Raw genomic sequence first — 21,765 nt, 5'->3', positions numbered from 1 at the left:
CAACCCCGCTGTCACGCCCGTGTGCTGCGCCTGTGGCCGTGCTGTGAGTACGGTGCGGCGGCAAAGCCGACTGCCGGAGCGGGGCCCGCTGCCGGGGTAGGGCCCGTTGCCGGAGCGGGGCCCGCTGCCGGGACCGGCGTGCCCTCCGGCCTCCGCGCCGGGGCCGGAACGTGGTCCGGTCCGGCCGTGGGCTCGCCCTCGTACACCGCGTCCGCCGGCAGGTGGACCGCGAACACCGTGTCGCCGGGCACCGACCGCACCTCCACACTCCCCCCGTGCGCGGCGGCGACGGCCCGCACGATGGCCAGCCCGAGACCGGTCGAACCGGCCTGCCGGGAGCGGGAGGCGTCGCCGCGTGCGAACCGCTCGAAGACGTGCGGCAGCAGCGCGCCGGGGATGCCCGGCCCGTCGTCCTGGACCTCCAGGGTCACCCAGGGCCGGTCGCCGCGCGCCGCCCGCACCCGGACGGTGACCGTCGTCCCGGGCGGGGTGTGCGTCCGGGCGTTCGCCAGCAGGTTGACGAGGACCTGCTGGATCCGGGTCGGGTCGGCGCGTACGGTCGCCGGCACCTCGGGCAACTCCAGCCGCCAGCGGTGCGTGGGCCCCGCTCCTTCGGACGCGGGCTCCCGGACCGAGAGCGCCCGGCCGGCCACGCGGGCGTCGCTCACCGCGTCGACGACCAGCGGTGAGAGATCAGTGCTCTCGTAGGAGAGCGGCCGTCCGGCATCGAGTCTGGCCAGGAGCAACAGGTCCTCGACCATGCCGGTCATCCGCTCCGCCTCGGACTCGATCCGCCCCAGCGCGTGCCGGGTGTCCGGACCGGGGTCCTCCCGGCCGCGCCGCGTCAGTTCGGCGTACCCGCGGATCGAGGCGAGCGGTGTGCGCAGCTCATGGCTGGCGTCGGCGACGAACTGCCGGACCCGCGTCTCGCTCTTCTGCCGGACGTCCAGGGCCGAACCGACGTGCCCCAGCATCCGGTTGAGGGCCGCGCCGACCTGACCGACCTCGGTACGCGGATCGGCCTCGGCGTCGGGGACCCGTTCCAGGAGGGCGACCTCACCGCTGTGCAGGGGGAGCTGGGACACGCGGGTCGCGGTGGCGGCCACCCGGCGCAACGGACGCAAGGCGACACCGACCATGGCGGCACCCGCGATCCCGGCCGCGATCAGCCCGGCGCCGGTGACACAGACCTCGACCAGGATCAGGGTGGTGAGCGCCCGGCTCACCTCGTCCGTGGGGATGCCGACGAGGACGGTCGTACCGTTGCTCGCCCGGACGGCCTCCACGCGGTACCCGCCGAGTCCGGGGAGGTCCACGCCCCGCACCTCACCGTCCGGGGAGAGCGCGGCCGCCTCCAGGGCGCTCTGCTGCGCGTCGGTCAGCGGTTCGGTACGGTCCTGCGCCGGTGAGCTGCCCGCCTTCATCACCTTCGACTCGGTGACGGAACCGTCCACGGAGACGGCGCCGAACGTCTTGAACGGCTGGCCGCCCGTCCCGATGACGTCCAGCGGCTCCCCGCCGCTCCCGGCCCCGCTGTTCCCGGCCCCGCCGGGTGCGGGCTTGCCGCTGCCGCCGCCCGGCGGGTGCACCTGGGTGCGTACGACGATGTCGTGCAGCTGGCTGTCCAGCTTGCCGTACATATAGCTCTGGAAGGCGATCGTGGTGACCGAACCGATCACGGTGGCGACGACCGCGATGAGCGTGACCGCGTACACCACCAGCCGGGTCCGCAGCGTCCACGGCCTCCGGCTCCGCGCCTGTGTACCGGCCATCGGGTCACTCACCGGGCTTGATCAGGTATCCCGCCCCGCGCCGGGTGTGGATCATGGGGCTGCGCCCCGCGTCGATCTTCTTGCGCAGATACGAGATGTACAGCTCGACGACGTTCGCCTGCCCGCCGAAGTCGTAGTTCCACACCCGGTCCAGGATCTGTGCCTTGCTGAGCACCCGGCGCGGATTGCGCATCAGGAAGCGCAGCAGCTCGAACTCGGTCGCCGTGAGGTGGATCGAGTCGGCGCCGCGGCTGACGTCGTGGCTGTCCTCGTCCAGGACCAGGTCGCCGACGACGAGGGTCGACTCGCTGCGGGCGGTGGCCGTCCCCGAGCGGCGGATCAGCCCGCGCAGCCGGGCCACCACCTCCTCCAGGCTGAACGGCTTGGTGACGTAGTCGTCCCCACCCGCCGTGAGCCCGGCGATACGGTCCTCCACCGCGTCCCGCGCGGTCAGGAACAGCACCGGCACGTCCGGCAGCTCCCGCCGCAGCCGTCCCAGCACGGTGAGCCCGTCCATGTCGGGCAGCATCACGTCCAGGATCACCGCGTCGGGGCGGAAGTCACGCGCCGTACTCAGGGCACCGGCCCCGTCCCCTGCGCTGCGCACCTCCCACCCCTCGTAGCGCAGGGCCATGGAGAGCAGCTCGGCGAGAGATGCCTCGTCGTCCACGATGAGGACGCGTACGGGGTTGCGGTCCGGCCTGAGCATTTCGGTACGCCCCTGGGGCGAGGTCGTCGTCGTCATGCCTCAAGGCTGTGAGACGGCGGTGAGAGAGACCTTGGGCCCACCTGTGAATTTCCTGAGAATCCGGTGCGCCGCCTTCCGCTCACGCCGGGACCGGGTTCGGGGGCCGGAGACCCACGGGTTCGGGGGTTCGCGGGCCGGGAAACCACAGGTTCGGGGTGGCGGGGCTCACGGTTCGGGAACTCACGGGCTCGGGGGTTCAGGCGAACAGCGCGCTCGCGTTCCCGTGGCACACGGCCCGCAGCCAGTCGTCACCCAGCCCCAGCCGCTCCAGGGCGTGCAGCTGGTGGGCGTACGGATACGGGATGTTGGGGAAGTCCGTACCGAGCAGGATCCGGTCCCCGAGATCCGCGAGCCGGCCCAGCCGGTCGGCCGGGAACGGCGTGAACTCCTCGGTGAAGTCGGTGAACGCCATCGTCGTGTCCAGCCGCACCTCGGGGTACGCCGCCGCCAGCGCCAGGAACTCCGCGTACTCCGGCATCCCCATGTGCGCCACCACCAGCCGCAGCCGTGGATGGCGGGACAGCAACCGCCCTATCGGTTCGGGACCGGTGTACTTCCCGGGGGCGGGCCCGGACCCGCAGTGCGTGACCACCGGGATCCCGGCCTCGGCGAGCAGCCCCCACACGGGCTCCAGCAGCGGGTCGTTCGCGTCGTACGCGCCGACCTGGAGGTGCGACTTGAAGACCCGCGCCCCGGCCTCGACCGCCTGGCGCACATAGCGGTCCACGCCCTCCTCCGGGAAGAAGGTCGCGGTGTGCAGGCAGTCCGGCACCCGCGCGGCGAACCCGGCCGCCCAGTCGTTCAGCCAGGCGGCCATCCCCGCCTTGTGCGGGTAGAGCATGGAGGTGAACCGCAGCACCCCGAACGAACGCAGCAGGGCGAGGCGTTCGTCCTCGTCCTGCCGGTAGGTGATCGGCCACTCCATGCCGGTCAGCGGCCCGGCCGAGTCGAAGTACGCCCACACCTTGCTGAGCACCCGCTCCGGCATGAAGTGCGTATGGACGTCGATGATCCCGGGCAGCCCGAGCCGCTCCCAGAACCGCACGACGTCGTCACGGTCGTCCTTGTCCATCCGTCCCGCCCTCCACTCGCCTCGTCTCGCCTCGCCTGCCCGCGACGATCTCAGAACAGCCCGTCCTGCACCCCACCGGCCCCCACGGCGACGAGCGGCACGTCCACCCCGGCGCGCGCGTCGGCAGCGGCGAGCTCCCAGCCGGTGATCAGCCGGGTGTCCAGGACGACGGTCCCGTCGGACGGGGTCTCCAGGTACAGATCGGGCCCGGCCGCCGCCACCAGGCGCCCGGCCACGACACCGCCGCCCACAAGGCCGGTCACGGCCCGTACCGGCGCCGCCGTGACGTCGAGCCCCTCCAGCCCGAACACACCGCCGTGGTCCACCGCCTCGAACGGCAACCGCTCCAGCGCCTCCGGCCACCCGGCCCCCTCCAGCGCCACCGCTCGCCGGTACAGGCCCTCGACCTCGGCGGCCCGCTCCACCGGCCCCGGCAGCCCGCCCCGCACCGCCCGTTTACCGGCGTACGGGATCCGGTCGGGCACCCCGAGGGCCGCACGCAGCAGCTCCTCCGTGCGGCGGGCGGCCATCAACGGCCCGCGCCCCAGCCAGCCGAACACCACCGCCCCCTGTTCTCGCAGCCGTGCCCCGCCCCGTGACTCCCGGGTGATCCCGACCTTCACCATCCCGGGCCCGAACCAGGCGAGGTACACGCGGTACGGGCGCGGGTCGTCGGCGAGCGTGTCGGCGGCCACGGAATGCGCCCGGTCCAGCCGTGCGCACTCCGGACACCTGGCCCCCGTGCTCCGTACCGGCACCACGGCCGCGACCGGGCACGGGTTGCCGCGCGCCCCCACGCAACGCCGCTCCCCCTCGGCCCGGAACCCGAGCTCCCTCCCGTACCCCAGGACGCTGACCCGCTCCCGCGCGCCGGCCGAACCGGCGACCCTCTCGTCCCGTCGCCAGCCCAGCACGGGGCCGCCGTCAGGGCCGCCCCGGGGCCAGCTCATCCCGGTGCAGTGCCAGCCCACGCGTACCGCCCTTCCGTCCACCACGGCCGCCGTTCACGACCACCCCCCGTTCACGCCCCCCTGTTCACGACCGCTGCGGGCCCACCACGGGCGCACGCCCACGACCGTCAGCAGTTGCTCACCGCAGCCGTTCGCTCCTCACCGCCGGCCGCCGAACTCCCAGTCGTGGACCTCGATGTCGGCATACCGGTCCGCGGTCAGGACGGCGCGCGCCGCGTCCGGGTCCGGCGCGCACAGCAGCGCCACCGTCCCCAGCCAGCGGTCACCGTCGTCCGACAGCAGCGGCCCGTACGCGATCAACCCCTCCCGGTCCTCCGGCACGGCCAGATCGGCCGCCTCTTCCGACCCCAGCCCGAGCCCGATCACCAGATAGCGGTTGCCGCCGCTCCGTCCGCCGGGGAAGTCCCACATGGTGCGCCCCAGCGTGTTGCGCCAGCGGCGGAGCAGCACGTCCCGGTACACGCCGTCCTGGTGGTTGGGCTCGTCGAAGGCGAACGCGCGGGCGGCGGCGGGATCCGGGAGGTCCACGATGTGCACACTGCCGGTGGGTATCTCTCCGACGAAGGTCGGCCCACGGGCGATCAACTGCTCGGCGTACCGGTCCATATAGGCCCAGTGCTCCTCCAGCAGTTCCTCGCGCCGCTTCATCGAGCCGGGCCGGTCACGGTGGTAGCAGAAGAACTCCATGCGCCCAGTCTTCACCACGGGACTGACAGTCGGCCGTCCTCGCCGAGGAGGCCGGTCCTGGCGGGGCCCCTCGCTACGTGACCGTGTCACCGGTCTGCGACAGCGTTGTCCTGGAACGACGGCGACGGTATCCCCTCGGTCCGCCGCCCCCTCATAGTGATCGAACGAGCACCGAGCAGCCGAGACCGCGTCGGCCTCAACCACTGATGACCAAGGGGATTTCATGTCCGGCAACCGTCGCAAGGCCTTCCTCGTCTCCGCAGCACTCGTGGGCGGCATGCTGCTGATGACGGCGTGCGAGGACGGGGACACGGCGACGGACACCGGCGCCGCGCAGGGTTCCCCGTCCGCCACTCCGGCCGGCCCGTCGAGTTCGGGCAGCGGTGAGGGCGCCGACAAGGGCTCCGACACGGCGGGCAAGGGGACCGAGGACGGCGCGGGTTCGGGCGCCGACACCGGCAACGGCAAGCGGGAGCCGGTCGGGCAGAGCTGCGGCTCCAACGACATCTCCTGGAGCAGCAGGTCCGAGACCCAGGCCGGCGGCTACATCCTGGTCATGGCGAAGGCGAAGCCGGGGATCACCTGCGTCCTGCCGGCCGCGCTTCCGGTGGTGGCGTTCGGCTCCGACGGCACCGAGGCGGGCCCCGCGGAACAGTCGGTCGGCCAGCAGATCACGCTGAGCGGGGGCACCACCGCGTACGCCGGGGTGAACCCGAAGACCACCAACTCGGACGGTGGCAAGGAACTGGAAAGCATCATCGTCTCCGTCGCCAACGACGACCCCGACCCGGTCTCCCTGCGGGTCGGCACCATCACCGTCCAGGACCCGATCGTCACCAACTGGCACACGGTCCCGACGGACGCCGTCCCCTTCAACTGAACGGACCCCAAGGGTCTGGACGTGCGCGCGCCTCCGCCAGCTCGGCCTGAGACTCAATCCCCAAGAGCGGAAAAAGATTCCGTCAGGGGCAGCATTCTTTTGCGCTCGTCCTCCTGTCAGAAACACCACCGCTTCCGCAAGTAGGCGCGCCGTTCGTCCGTCATCATGACCGATCGAGCGCGTCTCAGTTTCCGTCATTCAGCGCCGTTCACGGTTGTTCAGACGGGACCGAAGCCGGTAGCAACTCTCAGGTCCGTCCGTCGATGAACGCAGGTGAACGACCCCGTCCGAGGTCCCCGGTACGACGACCACCACAGTGGGGAAGCGTGCGCCACCGCGCAACCTCCTTGGGCCGCCGCGCACCACTGCGCGGAGCAGCGCGCCTTCCGCAGAGGACATGTACCCGGCAATCCTGCACTGGTCCGCACGACGGTCGAGACCGGGGGTTGGAGACGTGGCTCGTACGCAGTCCAGATGTGGCGCGCTCACAGAGAAGGGCACTCGGTGCCGGCGGCTGGCGATGGTCGGTGCGTCGCGATGCAACCTGCACCGTGGCGAGTGGTCGTCGTACACCATCGAGAAGCGCAAGGAAGCCGAACGCAAGGCGAAGGCACGCAAGCGTCGCAAGTGACCCCAGCCAGCGTGAAGTGACATCAATAGCTGACGTCAACAACAGCGGACAGCGGCGGCGCGGTACGGTCTGACACGGCCACAGCCGCCCCGCGCAGCACGGGTGGACAGGCGGTCAGGCCGAACTCCTGAAGCGGGCGTCGCAGGTGCGATCAGCCAAGATAGGGCCGCTCACGGTGTTCCAGGAAGTGGCAGATCCGGAGGCGCTGCGTGTGATGCATCGGCAGCTGATCGATCTCCTCCGGCTGAACGAACCGCAGCTCCGTGGACTCGTCCGAGATCGCGAGCCGGCCCCCGACCATACGGGCGGTGAAGCAGACGTTGAACTGTCTGCGCACCTCACCGTCCGAGTAGGCGATGACGTGGCGAGGGTCGGTGTACGTGCCCACGAGGCCGGTGATCTCTACGTCCAACCCGGTTTCTTCCTTCACCTCGCGGACAGCTGTTCCGGGGAGTGAGTCGGTCATCTCCATGCCGCCACCTGGCAGCGCCCACAGATCGTTATCCCTGCGGCGCTGAAGGAGTACACGCCCTTCGTCGTCGGTGACCACGGCGGACGCGGCGACCACCAGACTGTTCGGCTCCGGTGCCGCTGGGTCGTCGTAGTACTCGGTCCGTGCCATGATCACCCTTCGCTTACCGGCGTCGCGGTTTCCCACACCGCGTCAAAGCTGCTGGCGTAGGTGTCGAACATGCCACCCTTCCCGCTGCGCCGGAGATGCCACACGGGAGCGCCGTAGGCGTTCACGCCCCAGACATGGGCATTGACCAGCGCTTGGTCATCCGCACGATAGATCGAGTTGTAGAGCGTGGTGGCATGGGTGCGCACCTCGATGCCAGGTACCCCAGTAAGGGGGCGGTAGTGCATGAGGGCAAGTCGGCAACGGGACTCGATTCCGTGGCCGAACCTCTCCTCCGCGCCGCGCTGTTGGACATTCGTACTGTCCGGGTCGCCAATCGCGATACGGACCGTACACCCGTCGTCCGCTCGCTCTCGCAACAAGTCGTTGAGCCGCGGGTACGCCTCGTGCAGGAAGACGGCGGCGTACACCAGCACATCGATGTGCTCGCGCGCCTGGGTCAGCATGTCCACGAAGGTGGACACGGGGACGTCCGCCCGCTGGTCGTAGAGAGCCACAAGTTCCGGACTGACAGCGCGGGCAGGGCGTGCCTGCCGGAGCGCGGGCCACAGAGCGTGCACGTCTTCTCCTAGTATTTCCGCTGCCAGCATGGCCGTGGTCCGGCGCGGCGTACGCCCTAGATTGACCCATCGTTCAACGGACTTGGGATCGACTTCGACCTTGTCCGCAAGGGCGGCATATGTCCAGCCGCCGACCGCCATGGCAGCACGTAACCTCTCGTTCGGCATCAATCTCTCCTCACACCCGGGGACGGCACTAGGGACGTTCTACCCGACGCGGGACGTCCCGAAGTGGGGTTTGTCGGAGGTTCCGACGTCCTGATGAGCGGCAGGATCCTCATCCGCATGGCGAGCAACCAGCAGACCAGACCAGGCATCGGTGAACTGGCGAAGGACACCACCAGGGGACGTATCGGCGTCGTCATGGGCAAGGTCGGCGGCCGTGTGCAGATACGGCCGATCCGCGGCGGCACGGAGTGGGATGCCATGCCGGACAAAGTCGTGCCGCCAAGTGCGCGGGAGGAACTGAGCGCACGTCTGGCCATCCGGAACGCCAACACCCGGGATGGGCTGTGATGCGCGCCATCAGCCGGTATGCGGGAGTCCTGTTCATCGTCATGATCAGCAGGTCGTACGGCCTGGTGATCGGCATGGCTCTCGCCGTCGGCCAGTAGACCGGCCGCCCCGAACGGGTGCCAGTTCCCCGGCTCCCCGTCCCCGTTCGGGGCCGGCCCTCCAAGCCCGCCTTCTGGTCGTCCTTGAGCCGTGGCTCAGCGACCGAGGCGGGAAGTAAGTGCCACGCACCGCCACACACAAGGAGTAGTCGCATGACGACAACGGCGAACGATCAGAGGACCGGTCGCGCGGTAGCTGGTGAGGAGTTGTTCGAAAGCCTCGCCCACTTCGTGGTCGTCCACAACGGGCAGTCGCCCGAGCGTGCCCAGCAGATCGCGGACCAGGCCGTGGCCTTCTTGGTCACCGCTGCCACCGCCACCGTTCCCATGGTCCCGTCGGACGACGTGGACCTCGGGCTGCACGCGCTCATCCTGCACACGAAGGAGTACGCGGCCCTGTGCGAGCGGTACGCGGGCCGCTTCCTGCACCACAACCCGGCGCCGGGCGGCGGAGCCCGTGACTCGGAGAAGGTCGCCGCCTCCGCGCGTGCCATGAAGGCGGCCGGGTTCATGGTCTTCGACGAGCTGTGGACCGTGGACGGCACCAACCTCGCGCAGTGCGACTCGGACTGCGGCCGACCGTACGGTCAGGCGTAGCACACGACAGCAGCGACGCGGCCGACCACGAGTCGTGGCCGGCCGTGTTCGCCGGAACCGGAAGGAGAAGAGACGTTGTCCGGGTCATCCCCTGAACTGCCGATCGTGGTGCTCGACGCCCTCATGCCTACGGCTCAGCGCCTGGTGGTGGACCGCCGGGGCTCCAGGGTCTGGGACGTGGAGAGCCATCGGGGTCACTACGCCGTGAAGCTCGGTCATCCGATCGAGGCCACAGCCGACTGGCCCGCCCAGCCCTGGACCGCGCTCGCACCCGCACGCGAGGGGGCCGTGCTGCATCGCCTCGGCTCGGATGACTTGGCGTACGGCGAGTGGGAGCGCGGAACGTGGAACCTCCAGCCGTGGCACGAAGGGCCGGATCTCTACCGACTGTGGGAGCCTTGCCGTGAGAAGGACTCACCCGCCGAACCGCACACCAGCGTCGCCCTGGGCTGTGTCGAGGCACTGGCCGAACTCCACGCCAAGGGCTGGGCACACGGTGACGTACAGCCCGCCCACTTCATCATCGGGCCGGAGCAGACGCACCTCATCGACCTCGCTCTTGCCCGGGGCGGGCACGTACCCGAGGGGTACGACTTCCCGTTCCGCGGCTGCCTCGTCCACTACGAGGCGCCGGAGATCGCGCGCAGCGTGCTCGCGACCGGAGAGGCCGAACCCACACAGGAAGCCGACGTCTACGGACTCGGCGCGTCTCTCCTCATCTCTGCCACTGGGTGGCGAGCCGTGGAGTATCCGGATGACGCTCCACGTCCCGTCCAGAGAGAGGCAGTGGCGAACGGCAAGCGCCGGCCTGTGAAGGCTCCCGGTCCGCTGGGCGAGCTGATCGACGCAATGCTCAGCCATGCCCCGGAGGATCGGCCGACCATCTACGAGGTGGGCAAAGCCCTGAGCTGACTCCCCACAGCCAAAGACCGGACCACCCCTCAGCCTGGACAGCATCCCGGGTGGTCCGGTCGTGGAATTCTGGTGACCGAAGACAACGCCTCCGAGGCCGACGAGATGGCCGCCCTCGCCGACGAGTGGAACGTCGAGAACCACGCGTACACGAACATGACGCCCACGATCTACGGAGGCGGTGAGCCGCTGCTCGCCCAGTCCGCTGCCCACCTGCGGCAGCGCAAGCCGTTCGCCGGCTGCAACGCGGGACACACCTTCTTCCACGCCGACCCGCACGCCAGGGTCTCGATCTGCAAGGTCGGCCGCGACGACCAGATCGACCTGCTGGCCGAAGGCATCGACGGCCTCACCCGGCTCGGCGCCATCGCCGACCGCCTCATGCTTCGCACCGGTGGGTGCGAGGGCCGCGCCCTGTCCGGCACCTGCCGGGTCTGCCGCCCCCTGGCCAAGCACTACCAGGAAGCGAAGGCGCCGCTGCACAGCTACTGCCAGCACGGAGACAAGGAGAACGCCTCATGACCCCACCCGTACCCGTGACCATCCTCCCCGGCCCGCCCACCTCGGCCCGCCGCACGGCCCCGCCCGTCGCGACCGCGTCGATCACCGCCGTCCAAGACCTCGACGCGATCGTGGAGAGCGCAGAGTGCTCCTGCGACGCCGGTGACGACAACCCCCACTGACCGACACGATCCGATCAACTCCGTTCAGGCCCCGGCGCGCTCGCGTCGGGGCCTGAGCCCTGCCCGTCCCACCGCTAGGGTGCCGCTCATGCTCTTCCGCTGGGACTGGCTGCGGCCCGTGCTCACCGCGCCTATCGTGCCGACCCTTGGTCCCGTCCACCCCGACACACTGTCCGTCGGCCTCTTCGAGGACGTCCTTCGAGCGGCCGATACCGGGGGTTTCCTGCCGTACGACAAGGACCGGCGCTGGGGCGGCGAGAAGGGCGAGAGAGCCCTCCTCGAGGACGTCGTCCACCAGCCCGGACGCACCCTCGTTCCTACCCTGACCCGGCGCGGACGCGGCACCGTCAAGGTCTTCGCCTACGGGGTGCGCGACAGCGTCGTGGAGGAGGCCGCCGAGCTGGCCGCCAAGCTCGCCTCCGTACATGACGTCGCCCGTGCCCGGGTCGTACGCCCCCTCGGCCCTCGAACCACACACCCGCGCGGCACCCGCATCCAGCTGAAGGACTTCATCACCGGCCCCTGCCCCGCCCCGGACGGCCCGGTCCGCCCCGTCACCGACTGGCCGGCCGCCGTGCGGGAGACCTTCGCGCCGTTCGCCGAGACGATGGCCGCCGACGGTCTGGCCTTCCTCCACACCCGGATGCGGGCCGGCCGGTGCGGCCCGGTCCTCGCCGCCGCCATCAAGAACCACATCGTGGGCGCGATCGGCCCCATGGAGATCCAGCCTGACGCCATCGGACACCCCCAGCTCCTCCCCCAGTACTTCGCCGTCCTGCCCGACGCCCGGGGCCAAGGACTGGGCCGTCTCCTGTGGAAGGCCGCGATGCACTGGGGCCAACGCCACGGCGCCGCCTACCAACTGCTCCAGACCGAGGTCGGCGGCCCCTCCGACCAGTTGTGCCTGTCCGAGGGGCTGAACTCCCTCGGCTTCAGCCACACGACTCACCCGTAGCCGCTGACACGGTTTCTGTCCTCGCTGCTGTACGGGCAACGCGAGAGGCCCCCGGGATTTCTCCTGGGGGCCTCTCGCTTGCTGTGCACTCGGCAGGATTCGAACCTGCAACCTTCTGATCCGTAGTCAGATGCTCTATCCGTTAAGCTACGAGTGCCTGTCGTCGGTCTTACCCGGCGGCTTCGCTCCCTGGGCTTTTCTGCCTGGTCGGCGTTGCGGGAACAACATTACATGACCTGCGCCGTGACGCGAAATCCATTGCCCGCACCACATCTGACCTGCGAAAACGCCGGACAGTGACGCTCTCCGGAGGGCTGGGCCGGCCAAAGACCCGCACCTCACGACCGAAGCCCCGTGCCTGGGGCACGGGGCTTCGGGATCTTGCGGAGGCGGAGGGATTTGAACCCTCGATGGGCTTTAAGACCCAAACCGCATTAGCAGTGCGGCGCCATAGACCGGACTAGGCGACGCCTCCAGCACACCTTCGCGCGGACGCGAGTGGTGCGTGCAGATGATGACACAGTTGAGCGTGCTGTCACCAATCGCTGCCTACGGTACTAGGCGGACCGGCGGCGAGGCAAAGCATCCGGCGGGCGGGTGCGTCTCCGGTCGGCCCTCCATGAGTTGCGCAACGTGCGGGCGTGCGGAGCGTTAGAGAAGGCGAGGGCTCCGCCCTCTGTCCGACACCGCCCACCCGCCCGCGCGTCCGCCCACGGGGCGCACGCCGGAGCGGTACCGGCGCGCCGACAGCGCGCCAGAACCATCAGGAGCCCCACATGCTGCGCCGCCTCACCCTCACCGCCGTGGCGTCCCTCGCCGCGCTCTCCGCGACCGCGCCCGCCGCCACCGCCGACTCCCTGCTGCCGCTGCCTCCGCTTCCGGTGCTCCAGCACGACCGGCTCCTCGCCCGTGCCGAGCCCGCCGAGCAGACCCGGCTCACGGTCACCGTCTCGGACTCCGGCAACCCCACGGCCGACGGAGTCTTCGATCTGGAGTGCGGGCCCGCCAGTGGCAGCCACCCGGAGGCCGAGCGCGCCTGCGATCTGCTGGACGAGGCGGTGGAGACGGGCAAGAACCCGTTCGTACCGACCGACCGCAACGCCATGTGCACCATGCAGGCCGGCGGCCCGGCCGTCGCCCGGGTCGAGGGCACATGGGAGGGACAGCCGGTCGACGCCCGGTTCAGCCGTGCCAACGGCTGCGAGATCTCGCGCTGGAACAACCTCGTGCCCGTACTCCCCTCCGCCCGGTAGCCGGCGCCGCCCCTCGGGCAGGTCGTCCGAGGGGCGGGCCGAGGGCCGTCCGAGCTCCGGGCCGAGGGGCGTCCGCGCAGGCCATGGGGAGCGCGCGGCGTCTGTCATGAGCCACCGGCGTACACCGTGTGCACAGAACCTTGGTGAGAGCTCCCCCTCATCCGCCGCCGCGCCGCCGCTCCCTGCCTTTAGACTCCTTCCGTGACAGTCCGAGGCTCCAGAGGCAAAATGGCGCCAGCTGTCAGCACGGTGCGGTAATCAGGGAGGAAGCGTCTCGTGAGCAGCAGGCCATCCCGAGGCGCTGCTCGCCTCGCAGCCATACTCGACGCCCTCCCGGACGGGCTCCTGCTCGTCAACTGCAACGGCACGGTCGTCAACGCCAACACCATCGCCCTCGAAATGTTCGAGACTCCGGGCACCGCGCTCGTGGGGCGCGGACTGCTGGATCTGCTGCCGGAGTTCGACTCCCGGCTGATCCCGGGGTCGATGCGCAGGCCGGACGCTGCGGACGAGCAGGGCAGGACCAAGCCCACGCGCATGACCGCGCGCCGGACCGACGGCACCGAGTACCCGGTCGAGGTCACCAGCGCGAGCCTGGACAGCGGCCAGGCCGCGTACAACGACATCCACTCCAGCTACACCGGCGACGAGTTGCTCATGCTCGTCATCCGGGACCTCACCGGCACCGTCGACACCGAGGCGGAGCTGGCCCGTTCGCAGCGCCAGACCGAGATGATCCTGCGGGCCGCCTCCGAGGGCGTCGTCGGTACGGACATGGACGGCAGGGTCGTCCTGGTCAACCCCGCCGCCGCGCAGATCCTCGGCTTCCGGGCCAGCGACCTGGGCGGCAAGGAACTGCACACCCTGGTCCTGCATTCGAAGGCGGACGGCGAGCCCTTCCCGTACGACGGTTCCCCGCTGGCCGACACGCTGAAGTCGGGCCGCAAGCACCGGGTGCGCGGCCAGGTGCTCTGGGCCAAGAGCGGCGCCGCGGTGCCGGTCGACCTGACCACCGCGCCGGTACGCGACGGCGACCAACTGGTCGGCGCGGTGATGACGTTCACCGATCGCAGGCCGCACGAGGAACAGGTCGAGCAGCACACGGCCGAGCTCGAACAGCTCACGGAACGGCACGCCGCGGAGATCGCCCGGCTCACCGAGCGCCACCAGGCCGAGACGACCGCCCTCACCGAGGCGCACACGGCCGAACTGGCCGACCGGACCGAGCGGTACACCGCCGAGCTGGACGAGAAGACCGAGCGGCTCACCGGCCTGGGAGCACGGCACACCCAGCTGACCGCCGTCCTGGGTGAGTCGCTGCGCGGGCCGCTGGAGGAGCTGCGCGGCGAACTCTCCGCGCTCGCCGCCGACCCGGCCGGCCAGCTCTGGCCCGAGGCCAACCAGATCCTGCACCACCTCGCCGCGGGCTACGCCCGGATGGCGACGCTCGTCGACAACGTCCTCGGTTACCAGCGTCTGGACAGCGGCGCCGAGGACCTCGTCAAGCAGCCGGTCCTGCTCGACTCGGTGGTGACCGCCGGTATCGACGGCGCGGTCGAGCTGATCGGTCCCGGCCGGGCACAGTTCGCGGTGCACGCGCCGCCGATCGAGGCGGAGGTGGACGCGGGCCGGCTGGTCACGGCGCTCGCCCACCTCGTGGCGGACGTGGCCGGGGTCGACTCGACGGGCCGGGCGAGGCCCGTGCCGGGTGGCGGATACGTCGACTCCACCGTCGTCGTGGCCGCGGCCCAGCGCGGTGACGTGGTCCGGATCGAGGTGCGTGGCCCGTTCGCCGGGGGAGACCCGGTGCACGAGCCGATCGTGCGCGGGATCGTACGGGCCCACGGCGGCGTGCTCCAGACGCACGAAATGCCGGGGATGAGCGGCAGCGCGTACGTCCTGGAGGTGCCGATCGGCGCGGGCGCGGGGACGATCGCGCCTCCGGCCGAGCCCCCGCCCGTCGCGGCGCCCGAACCGGCGCCGGTTCCGGCTCCCGCGTCCGGGCCCGTCCCGACAGACGATCCGGGACCGGTCCCCGGGACTGCTCCGAGGCCCCTCCCGGAGGCGTCCCAGGCGCCTGCGGAGGCATCCGTCCCGGTGGTCGGGGCTCCTGCCGTGGCCGAGGCGCCTGCCGCCCCCGTACCGGAAGCCGTCGCGCCACCTGCCGCGGCCGCCGATGCCGCAGGCCCGGAGGCCGCCGCGCAGCCCGTGGCGGGCGGTCGGCGCAGGGCGCGCAGGTCGTCCACGGACGCGTTCCTGGACAGCCCGGTGGACGGGCCCTCCGACCCGGCGGACGTCCCGGTGGCCGAGCCGACCGGGCGGCGCAGGGCACGTCGTGCCCCGGTGGCCGAGGAGACGCAGGGCGCGGGGGCCGTCCCGTCACCGCAGAGCGAGGGTTCCGGGCGCAGGCGCGGCCGGCCGAGCCCGGCCGAGGCGGAGGCGGCGACCGGGGCGCCAGGTGAACAGCCCCGGCAGGCACTGGAGTTGCCCGCACCGCCCGCACCCCCGTCCCCACCCGCGGCCCAGGCACCTGATCCCTCCGCCGCCCCGTCCGAGGGGTCCGTGGTGACGGCCGCCGAGGGCGCGCAGGGCAGCGGCGGCCGTCCGCAGCGCGGGCAGACCGTGCCGCCCCAGGGTGTCCCGCCCGAGGCGGCCGCCCGGCAGATCGCCCCGGGTGGCGAGAACCAGCCCGCCCTTCCCTCCGTCGCCTCGCCCGACCCCGCGGCACAGCCGGGCCAGCCCGGTCAGCCGGGGCGGCAGACGGGCGGCCGCCGGGCACGCAGAGCCCTCACGGTGTCCCAGGAGCGCCCCGCGCCCGAGTCGGCGGGACCGCGTACGGCCTTCGCGCTGCCGCCCGCCGACGCCGACCGGGTGCCGCCGACGGCGCCCGCCGGGGCGGCCCCCGGGCTTCCCGGCACGCCGGGCGTTCCCGTGCCGTCCGGGGCCCCTGGGGCGCCGGCCCAGGCCGGTGCTCCGGACCGGGCCCCCGTGCCCGCCCCGGTCCGGGCCGGTGTGCAGGACGGACCGGCCGCGGCGGGTGCGCCCGCCGGTGTCACCGCCGAGCGCCACGACGCCGTACACACGGCGCCGGACGCGGACCACACCCCGCCGCACGCGCACCCCGTACCGTCCGGCCGCCGCAGGGCGCGCCCCGTGGACGCGGCCGACCAGCCCGCCGCCGCGCGGCCCGGTCACCCCGTACCGGGGGCACCCCTGCCGGACGTCCCGCCGCAGCCCGACTGGGCGCAGCCCGGCGCGCCAGGGCAGGGCCCGGCCTCGCTCGCGGTCCCCGACGACGCGCCCGGCGCGCTCCCTCCGGCGGCCGACACGCCGTGGGCGGTTCCCGCCGGCACCACGCACACCACGGGCAGCATCGCGGCTCCTCCGGCGACCGGGCCCGGCACCGCGCCGCGTCCGGACGACGCCGCCGCTCCCGTACCGGACGCACAACGCCAGCCGCTGCCCGCCGAGGCTCCGATGTCCGCGTCACCGGACTCGACGCAGGGCCGTGCCTTCAGCGTGCGGACGCTGGGGCAGGGGGTGCCGTTCGCGCAGCACCTCGCGCAGCAGCAGAACCAGACGCCCGCCGGTGCGGGCCGGCGCCGCAAGCTCGCCGCCCCGCCCGCCGCCGAGCCCGCGGCGCCGAGCGCGCCGTCCGGGCCGCCCCCGCCCGGGCCGCAGGCCCCCGCGCCCGTACCGCCGCAACCGGGGCCCGCGAGCCCCTCTCCGGGGACGGCGCAGGCGCCGGGGTCCGGGCAGTTGCTGTCCGCTCCGGCCTTCGAGGGGCGCGCGTACGCGATAGGCGCGCCGGACGAGGGTGCCGAGGGTCCCGAGCCGCTGGACGGGCCGGGAGGCGCGGTCGAGGTGGACAACCGCCCGCAACCGCTGCCCGTGGACGACGAGCTGCCCCCGGAGCCGTTGGACAACCCGCGGCGGCTGCTCGTCTGGCCCGCGCCGGACGTCTCGACCCAGCAGGCGCTCAGCGACCGCGGCTACCGCCCGGTGATCGTCCACTCCCGCGAGGAGGTGGACGCCCAGATCGCGGCGTTCCCCGCCGCGCTCTTCGTCGACCCGCTGACCGGCCCGATCACCCGTACCGCGTTGCAGTCGCTCCGCCAGGCGGCCGTGGCCGCCGAGGTTCCCGTACTGGTGACGGCCGGTCTGGGGCAGGCGACCCGGGAGGCCGCGTACGGCGCCGACCCCGCCGTACTCCTCAAGGCGCTCGCGCCACGCGACAGCGACCAGCACCCCCCGCGCGTCCTGGTGATCGAGGAGCACGAGGAGATCGCGCTCGCGCTCACCGAGACGCTGGAACGCCGGGGCATGCAGGTGGTGCGGGCATCCGGCGACAGCGAGGCGGTGGACCTCGCCACCCGGATACGGCCGAACCTGGTCGTGATGGACCTGATGCAGGTACGCCGACGGCGCGCCGGGATCATCGACTGGCTGCGCGCGAACGGGGCGCTGAACCGCACGCCCCTCGTCGTCTACACCTCGGCCGGGATGGACGAGGCGGAGCTGGGACGGCTGGCGTCCGGCGAGACCGTCCTCTTCCTGGCCGAACGCTCGACGAGCGACGAGGTGCAGGCCCGGATCGTCGACCTGCTGGCGAAGATAGGGACGAACTGAGGCACCACCGCCCGGAGCACGCGGCGAGGGCGGTACGGAAGACCCGTACCGCCCTCGCCGTATAGCCCCCGGCCCCTCACACCGGGCCCTCCGACCGGAGCACGGTCGGAGGGGTCCAGAGCGGTTCAGAGCGGTTCAGAGCGGTTCAGAGCTGGGTGACGTCCAGCTCGCCGTCCGCGTACTGCTTGCGGATCACCTTCTTGTCGAACTTGCCGACGCTCGTCTTCGGCACCGCCGGGATGACCGTCCAGCGTTCGGGCAGCTGCCACTTGGCGACGGTCCGGGCCAGGAATGCCTTGAGCGCCGCGTAGTCGGCGGTGGCGCCCTCCTTGAGGACGACGGTCGCCAGGGGGCGTTCGCCCCACCTGTCGTCGGGGACGGCGACGACGGCGGCCTCGGCCACATCCGGGTGCGCCATGATCGCGTTCTCCAGGGCGACGCTGGAGATCCACTCGCCGCCGGACTTGATGACGTCCTTGGCCCGGTCAGTGAGCGTGAGGAACCCCTCGTCGCTGATCACACCCACGTCGCCGGTCTTCAGCCAGCCGTCCTCGCTGAACTTGTCCTCGGGGCGCAGGCTCTCGCCGTCCGACCCGCCGTAGTACGCGCCGGCGATCCAGGGACCGCGGACCTCCAGCTCGCCCGCGCTCTCACCGTCCCACGGCAGATGGTCACCGGCCGGTCCGACCAGGCGCGCCTCCACCCCGGCAGGAAAGCGGCCCTGGGTGATGCGGTAGGGCCACTCCTCCTCGTCGGTCAGTCCGGCGGGCGGGTTGGCCATGGTGCCGAGCGGCGAGGTCTCCGTCATGCCCCAGGCGTGACAGAGGCGGACGCCGAGCTTGTCGTACGCCTCCATCAGGGAGGGCGGGCAGGCGGCGCCGCCGATGGTCACACGGGCCATGGAGCTGAGGTCGCGCGGGCGGGCCGTGACCTCGGCGAGCAGCCCCTGCCAGATGGTGGGCACGGCGGCGGCGTGCGTCGGGCGTTCGCGCTCGATCATCTCGGCGAGCGGCGCGGGCTGGAGGAAACGATCCGGCATCAGCATGTTGACGCCGGTCATGAACGTCGAATGCGGCAGCCCCCACGCGTTCACATGGAACTGCGGGACGACCACCAGGGTCGTGTCCTTGTCCGTCAGGCCCATCGACTCCGCCATGTTGACCTGCATGGAGTGCAGGTAGATGGAGCGGTGGGAGTAGACGACGCCCTTGGGCTCCCCGGTGGTGCCGGAGGTGTAGCACATGGCGGCGGCCTGGCGTTCGTCCAGCTCGGGCCAGTCGTAGGTGGTGGGACGGCCGGCGAGCAGCTCCTCGTACTCGTGCACCCGGGCCGCCGCGCCGTCGAGTACGGAACGGTCACCGGGGCCCGCGACGACCACGTGCTCGATCGTCGGCAGGTGGGGGAGCAGCGGGGCGAGCAGCGGCAGCAGGGAACCGTTGACGACGACGATCTTGTCCTCGGCGTGGTTGACGACCCAGATCAACTGCTCGGGGGCGAGGCGCAGGTTGAGGGTGTGCAGCACGGCCCCCATGGAGGGGACCGCGAGGTAGGTCTCGACGTGCTCGGAGTTGTTCCACATCAGGGTCGCCACACGCTGGTCGCCCGTGACCCCCAGCTCGTCGCGCAGGGCGTTCGCCAGCTGGACGGCACGCCTGCCGACCTCGGCGAAACTACGCCGCTGCGGCTCCGGTTCACCGGTCCAGGTCGTCACCTGCGACTTCCCATGGATGGTCATCCCATGCACAAGGATGCGGGTGACAGTCAGCGGTACGTCCTGCATGGTGCTCAGCACGGCGTCCTCCCGGTGGGCGCTACGCGGCAGTAAGGTTCCGCTGATTCTGCTCACATACCACTCGGTATGTCACTACTTCCGGGCGTACGAATCGATGAAACGGGCGAATTCGGAACGCCGCCGCGGGGGGATGCGCGGGGCGGGCCGAGGGCCGGGACCTGTCGGCCGACCGCCTCCGAGCCGACGCGGCCGGGAATCCTTCGAGTCACCGCACCAGCGAAAGCCCCGGGTCCTCGCGTGCTCACCGCACCAGCGACAGCTCGGGGTCCTCGCGGAGCTTCCCGAGCGCCCGGGAGACGGCACTCTTGACCGTACCGACGGACACCCCGAGGATCTCGGCCGTCTGGGCCTCGCTCAGGTCCTCGTAGTACCGCAGGACAACCATGGCCCGCTGCCGGTCCGGGAGCCTGAGGACGGCACGCCACATCGCGTCGTGGAGCGACTGCTGCTCGGCGGGATCGGGTGCCGGGGCGGCCTCCTTCTCGGGCACCTCCTCGCAGGCGTACTCGTCGACCTTGCGCTTGCGCCACTGGGAGGTGCGGGTGTTGACGAGGGCACGGCGGACGTACCCGTCGAGGGCCCGGTGGTCCTCGATCCGCTCCCAGGCGACGTACGTCTTGGTCAGCGCGGTCTGCAGCAGATCCTCGGCGTCGCTCGGGTTCGCGGTGAGGGAACGCGCGGTGCGCAGCAGTACGGGCCCCCGCGCCCGTACGTACGACGAGAACGACGCATAGGTGCGGTGTCCGGCGGGAGCGGCGTAGGCCGTGGAGGCGCCGGTGCAGACTGGCGTGGTCATGTCCCCCACGCTAGGAGCGGGCGGCAGCGAGGGGATCGGCCCCAGGTCCCGAAGCGGCGTCCGCCTCAGGGTGTAGGGGTGGGGCAGGCCCCACCTCCTGAAGGTGGAGGACGACCGAGCGGTCTCAGGGTCCGGGGCCCTGGACCGGGGCCCCGGGAGTACAGGCCCTGGACTCGGGCGTCCCGGCCCTCCGCCCCCCTGAGCTCGGGCGCCCCGGCATCCATGGCCCTGGACTCAGGGGCCCTGGACTCAGGGACCCCAGCCCTCCCTGGCCCCGGGCTCAGGGAACGCTCCATGGTGGATGGGCCGTCTCAGGGCCTCACCCCTGAGACGGCCCATCGGCCTCGGTCCCCGCCGAAGCGGACCGGCGGCGGGCCGTCCCCAGGCCTCACCCGCCGCCGGTGCGCGGACGGGGCGCCTCCCCCGGGCCCGGCCCGTCCTCGCCGGATATCACCAGAGTGGCGAGAAGAGCACCGCGACGATGTTCGTGGACTGGTCGATCGCCGTGAAGGCGGAGCCGGTCACCTGGGCGGTGTTGCTGTGGTTCGACGCCCCCGCGCCGGTCGCCTGCTGGATCGAGGTGGAGGAGTTGCCCGTGTTGTTGTTCCCGTCGACGCCACCGCCCCCGATCGTCGCCACCCCGGCGTTCGACCCGTCGTTCGCGAACGAGCCGTTGTCGGCCACCGCGACACCGCCGAACAGCGCGAGGGCGAGGGGCAGGGCGGCAACGGCGGCGAGGGTGCGAGCAGTACGGGTATGGGCCATAACAATGTCCTCCGAGAAGCGAGAAGTTGGCTTGGCTGTGGATACCGCGTGATCCGGCTGGTTCGAGTAGTCGGGCCGGTGGGGCCCTTCTGGTCACGACGTCGCGCAACCAGAAGTGCCCATGAGCCTCCCGGCGAACCGTGCGGGGCCCCCGATTCCCCCGCAAGCGTGACGAACACCCGATAAACCTCACACCTACCGCGAACTCGCCACCGCACAGGCTCGGTCACCAGGTGCACAACCTCGGTCAGGCCCGGTCGGTCAGGCCCGATCGATCAGGCCCGGTCGGTCAGCTCCTCGGCGAAGACCTGCGACAAGGGCTGCGGACCCACGTACTGCTGGCAGTTGCACCGGGCGGCCTCGTACCGCAGCGGCTTCTTGTTCTCGTCCCAGGCCGTCGGCGTCTCGACCTGCTCATGGCACCGGCCCTGCTTGTCGTGCTTGGCGAGATGGTGCGTACACCCGCACACCGGCTCCGGCGACTGGTTCGCCGCCTCGACAGCCAGCCGTTCCTGCTTCGCCGCCTCCAGCAACTCCATCTTCCGCTCGTGCCGATTGCGCAGAGCGGTACGGACGTTGTCGGCCACCCAGGCGAAACCGCCCGTCCAGAAGATGATGAGTACGATCCAGAACCAGTTCATCGCTTTCCCCTTCCCCCCGGTGCTGCTGTGGTTCAGGGTAGGCCCCCGCGGGCCACCTGGATCCGCCCAGAACCGGTGAACGGCCCGTTCAATCCGTCCAGATGGCCAACCACATGGCCATCCCGGGCAGAACGCCCCGGACGGCCGACTGCCGTGCCGCTGAGCCG

At 71.6% G+C, this 21,765-nt stretch carries 19 protein-coding genes, 2 tRNA genes and 1 pseudogene; 9 read left to right on the top strand and 13 right to left on the bottom strand.

All coding sequences use genetic code 11. The features are described from left to right. Window positions 1–11: 11 nt before the first annotated feature. The 5 genes from B9S64_RS16840 to B9S64_RS16820 form a co-directional block, all read right to left on the bottom strand. Entirely contained in the window at window positions 12–1,772 is a 1,761-nt protein-coding gene (locus tag B9S64_RS16840; protein ID WP_103490393.1) for a cell wall metabolism sensor histidine kinase WalK, read from the bottom strand. Window positions 1,773–1,776: 4 nt separating this feature from the next. After that, window positions 1,777–2,517, bottom strand: a complete 741-nt coding sequence (locus B9S64_RS16835; RefSeq protein ID WP_103490392.1) for a response regulator transcription factor — start codon at window positions 2,515–2,517, stop codon at window positions 1,777–1,779. A 199-nt stretch (window positions 2,518–2,716) separates the two neighbouring features. Beyond that, window positions 2,717–3,592: an amidohydrolase family protein gene (locus tag B9S64_RS16830; RefSeq protein ID WP_103490391.1), complete on the bottom strand. Its 876-nt coding sequence runs from the start codon at window positions 3,590–3,592 to the stop codon at window positions 2,717–2,719. Between the two features lie 50 nt (window positions 3,593–3,642). Next, on the bottom strand, window positions 3,643–4,542 hold the full coding sequence (locus B9S64_RS16825; protein ID WP_103490404.1) for a DUF2797 domain-containing protein: 900 nt from the start codon (window positions 4,540–4,542) through the stop codon (window positions 3,643–3,645). Between the two features lie 159 nt (window positions 4,543–4,701). Next, window positions 4,702–5,250, bottom strand: coding sequence for a YciI family protein (locus B9S64_RS16820; protein ID WP_103490390.1), 549 nt, complete (start codon window positions 5,248–5,250; stop codon window positions 4,702–4,704). A 223-nt stretch (window positions 5,251–5,473) separates the two neighbouring features. Between B9S64_RS16820 and B9S64_RS16815 the strand changes: the two genes are divergently transcribed. Continuing rightward, window positions 5,474–6,130 carry a DUF4232 domain-containing protein gene (locus tag B9S64_RS16815; protein ID WP_103490389.1) on the top strand — a complete coding sequence of 219 codons (657 nt, stop codon included), beginning with the start codon at window positions 5,474–5,476 and terminating at the stop codon, window positions 6,128–6,130. Between the two features lie 782 nt (window positions 6,131–6,912). Here the strand turns inward: B9S64_RS16815 and B9S64_RS16810 are convergent. Both B9S64_RS16810 and B9S64_RS16805 read right to left on the bottom strand, forming a co-directional pair. Then, entirely contained in the window at window positions 6,913–7,383 is a 471-nt protein-coding gene (locus tag B9S64_RS16810; protein ID WP_103490403.1) for an NUDIX domain-containing protein, read from the bottom strand. Between the two features lie 2 nt (window positions 7,384–7,385). Continuing rightward, entirely contained in the window at window positions 7,386–8,129 is a 744-nt protein-coding gene (locus tag B9S64_RS16805) for a helix-turn-helix domain-containing protein (RefSeq protein WP_103490388.1), read from the bottom strand. Window positions 8,130–8,222: 93 nt separating this feature from the next. On the opposite strand from B9S64_RS16805, the gene B9S64_RS16800 reads away from it, so the two are divergent. From B9S64_RS16800 to B9S64_RS16780, 6 genes and pseudogenes are all read left to right on the top strand, one after another. Then, window positions 8,223–8,477, top strand: a complete 255-nt coding sequence (locus tag B9S64_RS16800) for a hypothetical protein (RefSeq protein WP_103490387.1) — start codon at window positions 8,223–8,225, stop codon at window positions 8,475–8,477. A gap of 251 nt (window positions 8,478–8,728) precedes the next feature. After that, window positions 8,729–9,172, top strand: coding sequence for a hypothetical protein (locus tag B9S64_RS16795; protein WP_030626080.1), 444 nt, complete (start codon window positions 8,729–8,731; stop codon window positions 9,170–9,172). Between the two features lie 75 nt (window positions 9,173–9,247). After that, window positions 9,248–10,084, top strand: coding sequence for a protein kinase (locus tag B9S64_RS16790; protein WP_103490386.1), 837 nt, complete (start codon window positions 9,248–9,250; stop codon window positions 10,082–10,084). Between the two features lie 66 nt (window positions 10,085–10,150). Further along, window positions 10,151–10,606: pseudogene (locus B9S64_RS16785) on the top strand (radical SAM protein); the annotation flags it as partial. Further along, window positions 10,603–10,767 (top strand): hypothetical protein, encoded by a 165-nt coding sequence (locus B9S64_RS34480; RefSeq protein WP_181012221.1) that lies wholly within the window; start codon window positions 10,603–10,605, stop codon window positions 10,765–10,767. The pseudogene B9S64_RS16785 and the gene B9S64_RS34480, both read left to right, overlap by 4 nt. Before the next feature lie 88 nt (window positions 10,768–10,855). Then, complete coding sequence (locus tag B9S64_RS16780) at window positions 10,856–11,722, top strand: GNAT family N-acetyltransferase (protein ID WP_103490385.1); 867 nt, start codon at window positions 10,856–10,858, stop codon at window positions 11,720–11,722. 84 nt (window positions 11,723–11,806) lie between these two features. On the opposite strand, the gene B9S64_RS16775 is transcribed toward B9S64_RS16780, so the two are convergent. After that, a tRNA-Arg gene (locus B9S64_RS16775) sits at window positions 11,807–11,879 on the bottom strand. Window positions 11,880–12,106: 227 nt separating this feature from the next. Next, window positions 12,107–12,197 (bottom strand) — tRNA-Ser (locus B9S64_RS16770). Between the two features lie 301 nt (window positions 12,198–12,498). Here B9S64_RS16770 and B9S64_RS16765 point away from each other — a divergent pair. Next, entirely contained in the window at window positions 12,499–12,975 is a 477-nt protein-coding gene (locus tag B9S64_RS16765; protein WP_103490384.1) for an SSI family serine proteinase inhibitor, read from the top strand. Window positions 12,976–13,251: 276 nt separating this feature from the next. Continuing rightward, complete coding sequence (locus B9S64_RS16760) at window positions 13,252–17,604, top strand: PAS domain-containing protein (protein ID WP_109492064.1); 4,353 nt, start codon at window positions 13,252–13,254, stop codon at window positions 17,602–17,604. A gap of 145 nt (window positions 17,605–17,749) precedes the next feature. Here the strand turns inward: B9S64_RS16760 and B9S64_RS16755 are convergent, their stop codons facing one another. The 4 genes from B9S64_RS16755 to B9S64_RS16740 form a co-directional block, all read right to left on the bottom strand. Beyond that, entirely contained in the window at window positions 17,750–19,396 is a 1,647-nt protein-coding gene (locus B9S64_RS16755; RefSeq protein ID WP_103492841.1) for a long-chain fatty acid--CoA ligase, read from the bottom strand. 241 nt (window positions 19,397–19,637) lie between these two features. Continuing rightward, the gene (locus tag B9S64_RS16750; protein WP_103492840.1) at window positions 19,638–20,192 is read right to left on the bottom strand and encodes a SigE family RNA polymerase sigma factor; all 555 of its coding nucleotides are present in this window, start codon (window positions 20,190–20,192) and stop codon (window positions 19,638–19,640) included. Window positions 20,193–20,642: 450 nt separating this feature from the next. Beyond that, entirely contained in the window at window positions 20,643–20,957 is a 315-nt protein-coding gene (locus B9S64_RS16745; protein WP_093821525.1) for a hypothetical protein, read from the bottom strand. A 275-nt stretch (window positions 20,958–21,232) separates the two neighbouring features. Next, window positions 21,233–21,598 (bottom strand): hypothetical protein, encoded by a 366-nt coding sequence (locus B9S64_RS16740; RefSeq protein WP_028441751.1) that lies wholly within the window; start codon window positions 21,596–21,598, stop codon window positions 21,233–21,235. Window positions 21,599–21,765 lie beyond the last annotated feature (167 nt).

The sequence above is a fragment of the Streptomyces sp. SM18 genome (assembly GCF_002910775.2).
Taxonomy (GTDB): Bacteria; Actinomycetota; Actinomycetes; order Streptomycetales; family Streptomycetaceae; genus Streptomyces; species Streptomyces halstedii.
This window is presented reverse-complemented; position numbering and strand designations above follow the sequence as displayed.

Coding starts and splice junctions, on each gene's coding strand:
- B9S64_RS16780 (WP_103490385.1), top strand. CDS start 10,856: ATGCTCTTCCGCTGGGACTGGCTGCGGCCCGTGCTCACCGCGCCTATC.
- B9S64_RS16795 (WP_030626080.1), top strand. CDS start 8,729: ATGACGACAACGGCGAACGATCAGAGGACCGGTCGCGCGGTAGCTGGT.
- B9S64_RS16810 (WP_103490403.1), bottom strand. CDS start 7,383: ATGGCACGGACCGAGTACTACGACGACCCAGCGGCACCGGAGCCGAAC.
- B9S64_RS16820 (WP_103490390.1), bottom strand. CDS start 5,250: ATGGAGTTCTTCTGCTACCACCGTGACCGGCCCGGCTCGATGAAGCGG.
- B9S64_RS16830 (WP_103490391.1), bottom strand. CDS start 3,592: ATGGACAAGGACGACCGTGACGACGTCGTGCGGTTCTGGGAGCGGCTC.
- B9S64_RS34480 (WP_181012221.1), top strand. CDS start 10,603: ATGACCCCACCCGTACCCGTGACCATCCTCCCCGGCCCGCCCACCTCG.
- B9S64_RS16765 (WP_103490384.1), top strand. CDS start 12,499: ATGCTGCGCCGCCTCACCCTCACCGCCGTGGCGTCCCTCGCCGCGCTC.
- B9S64_RS16835 (WP_103490392.1), bottom strand. CDS start 2,517: ATGACGACGACGACCTCGCCCCAGGGGCGTACCGAAATGCTCAGGCCG.
- B9S64_RS16750 (WP_103492840.1), bottom strand. CDS start 20,192: ATGACCACGCCAGTCTGCACCGGCGCCTCCACGGCCTACGCCGCTCCC.
- B9S64_RS16805 (WP_103490388.1), bottom strand. CDS start 8,129: ATGCCGAACGAGAGGTTACGTGCTGCCATGGCGGTCGGCGGCTGGACA.
- B9S64_RS16800 (WP_103490387.1), top strand. CDS start 8,223: ATGAGCGGCAGGATCCTCATCCGCATGGCGAGCAACCAGCAGACCAGA.
- B9S64_RS16815 (WP_103490389.1), top strand. CDS start 5,474: ATGTCCGGCAACCGTCGCAAGGCCTTCCTCGTCTCCGCAGCACTCGTG.
- B9S64_RS16745 (WP_093821525.1), bottom strand. CDS start 20,957: ATGGCCCATACCCGTACTGCTCGCACCCTCGCCGCCGTTGCCGCCCTG.
- B9S64_RS16840 (WP_103490393.1), bottom strand. CDS start 1,772: ATGGCCGGTACACAGGCGCGGAGCCGGAGGCCGTGGACGCTGCGGACC.
- B9S64_RS16740 (WP_028441751.1), bottom strand. CDS start 21,598: ATGAACTGGTTCTGGATCGTACTCATCATCTTCTGGACGGGCGGTTTC.
- B9S64_RS16825 (WP_103490404.1), bottom strand. CDS start 4,542: ATGAGCTGGCCCCGGGGCGGCCCTGACGGCGGCCCCGTGCTGGGCTGG.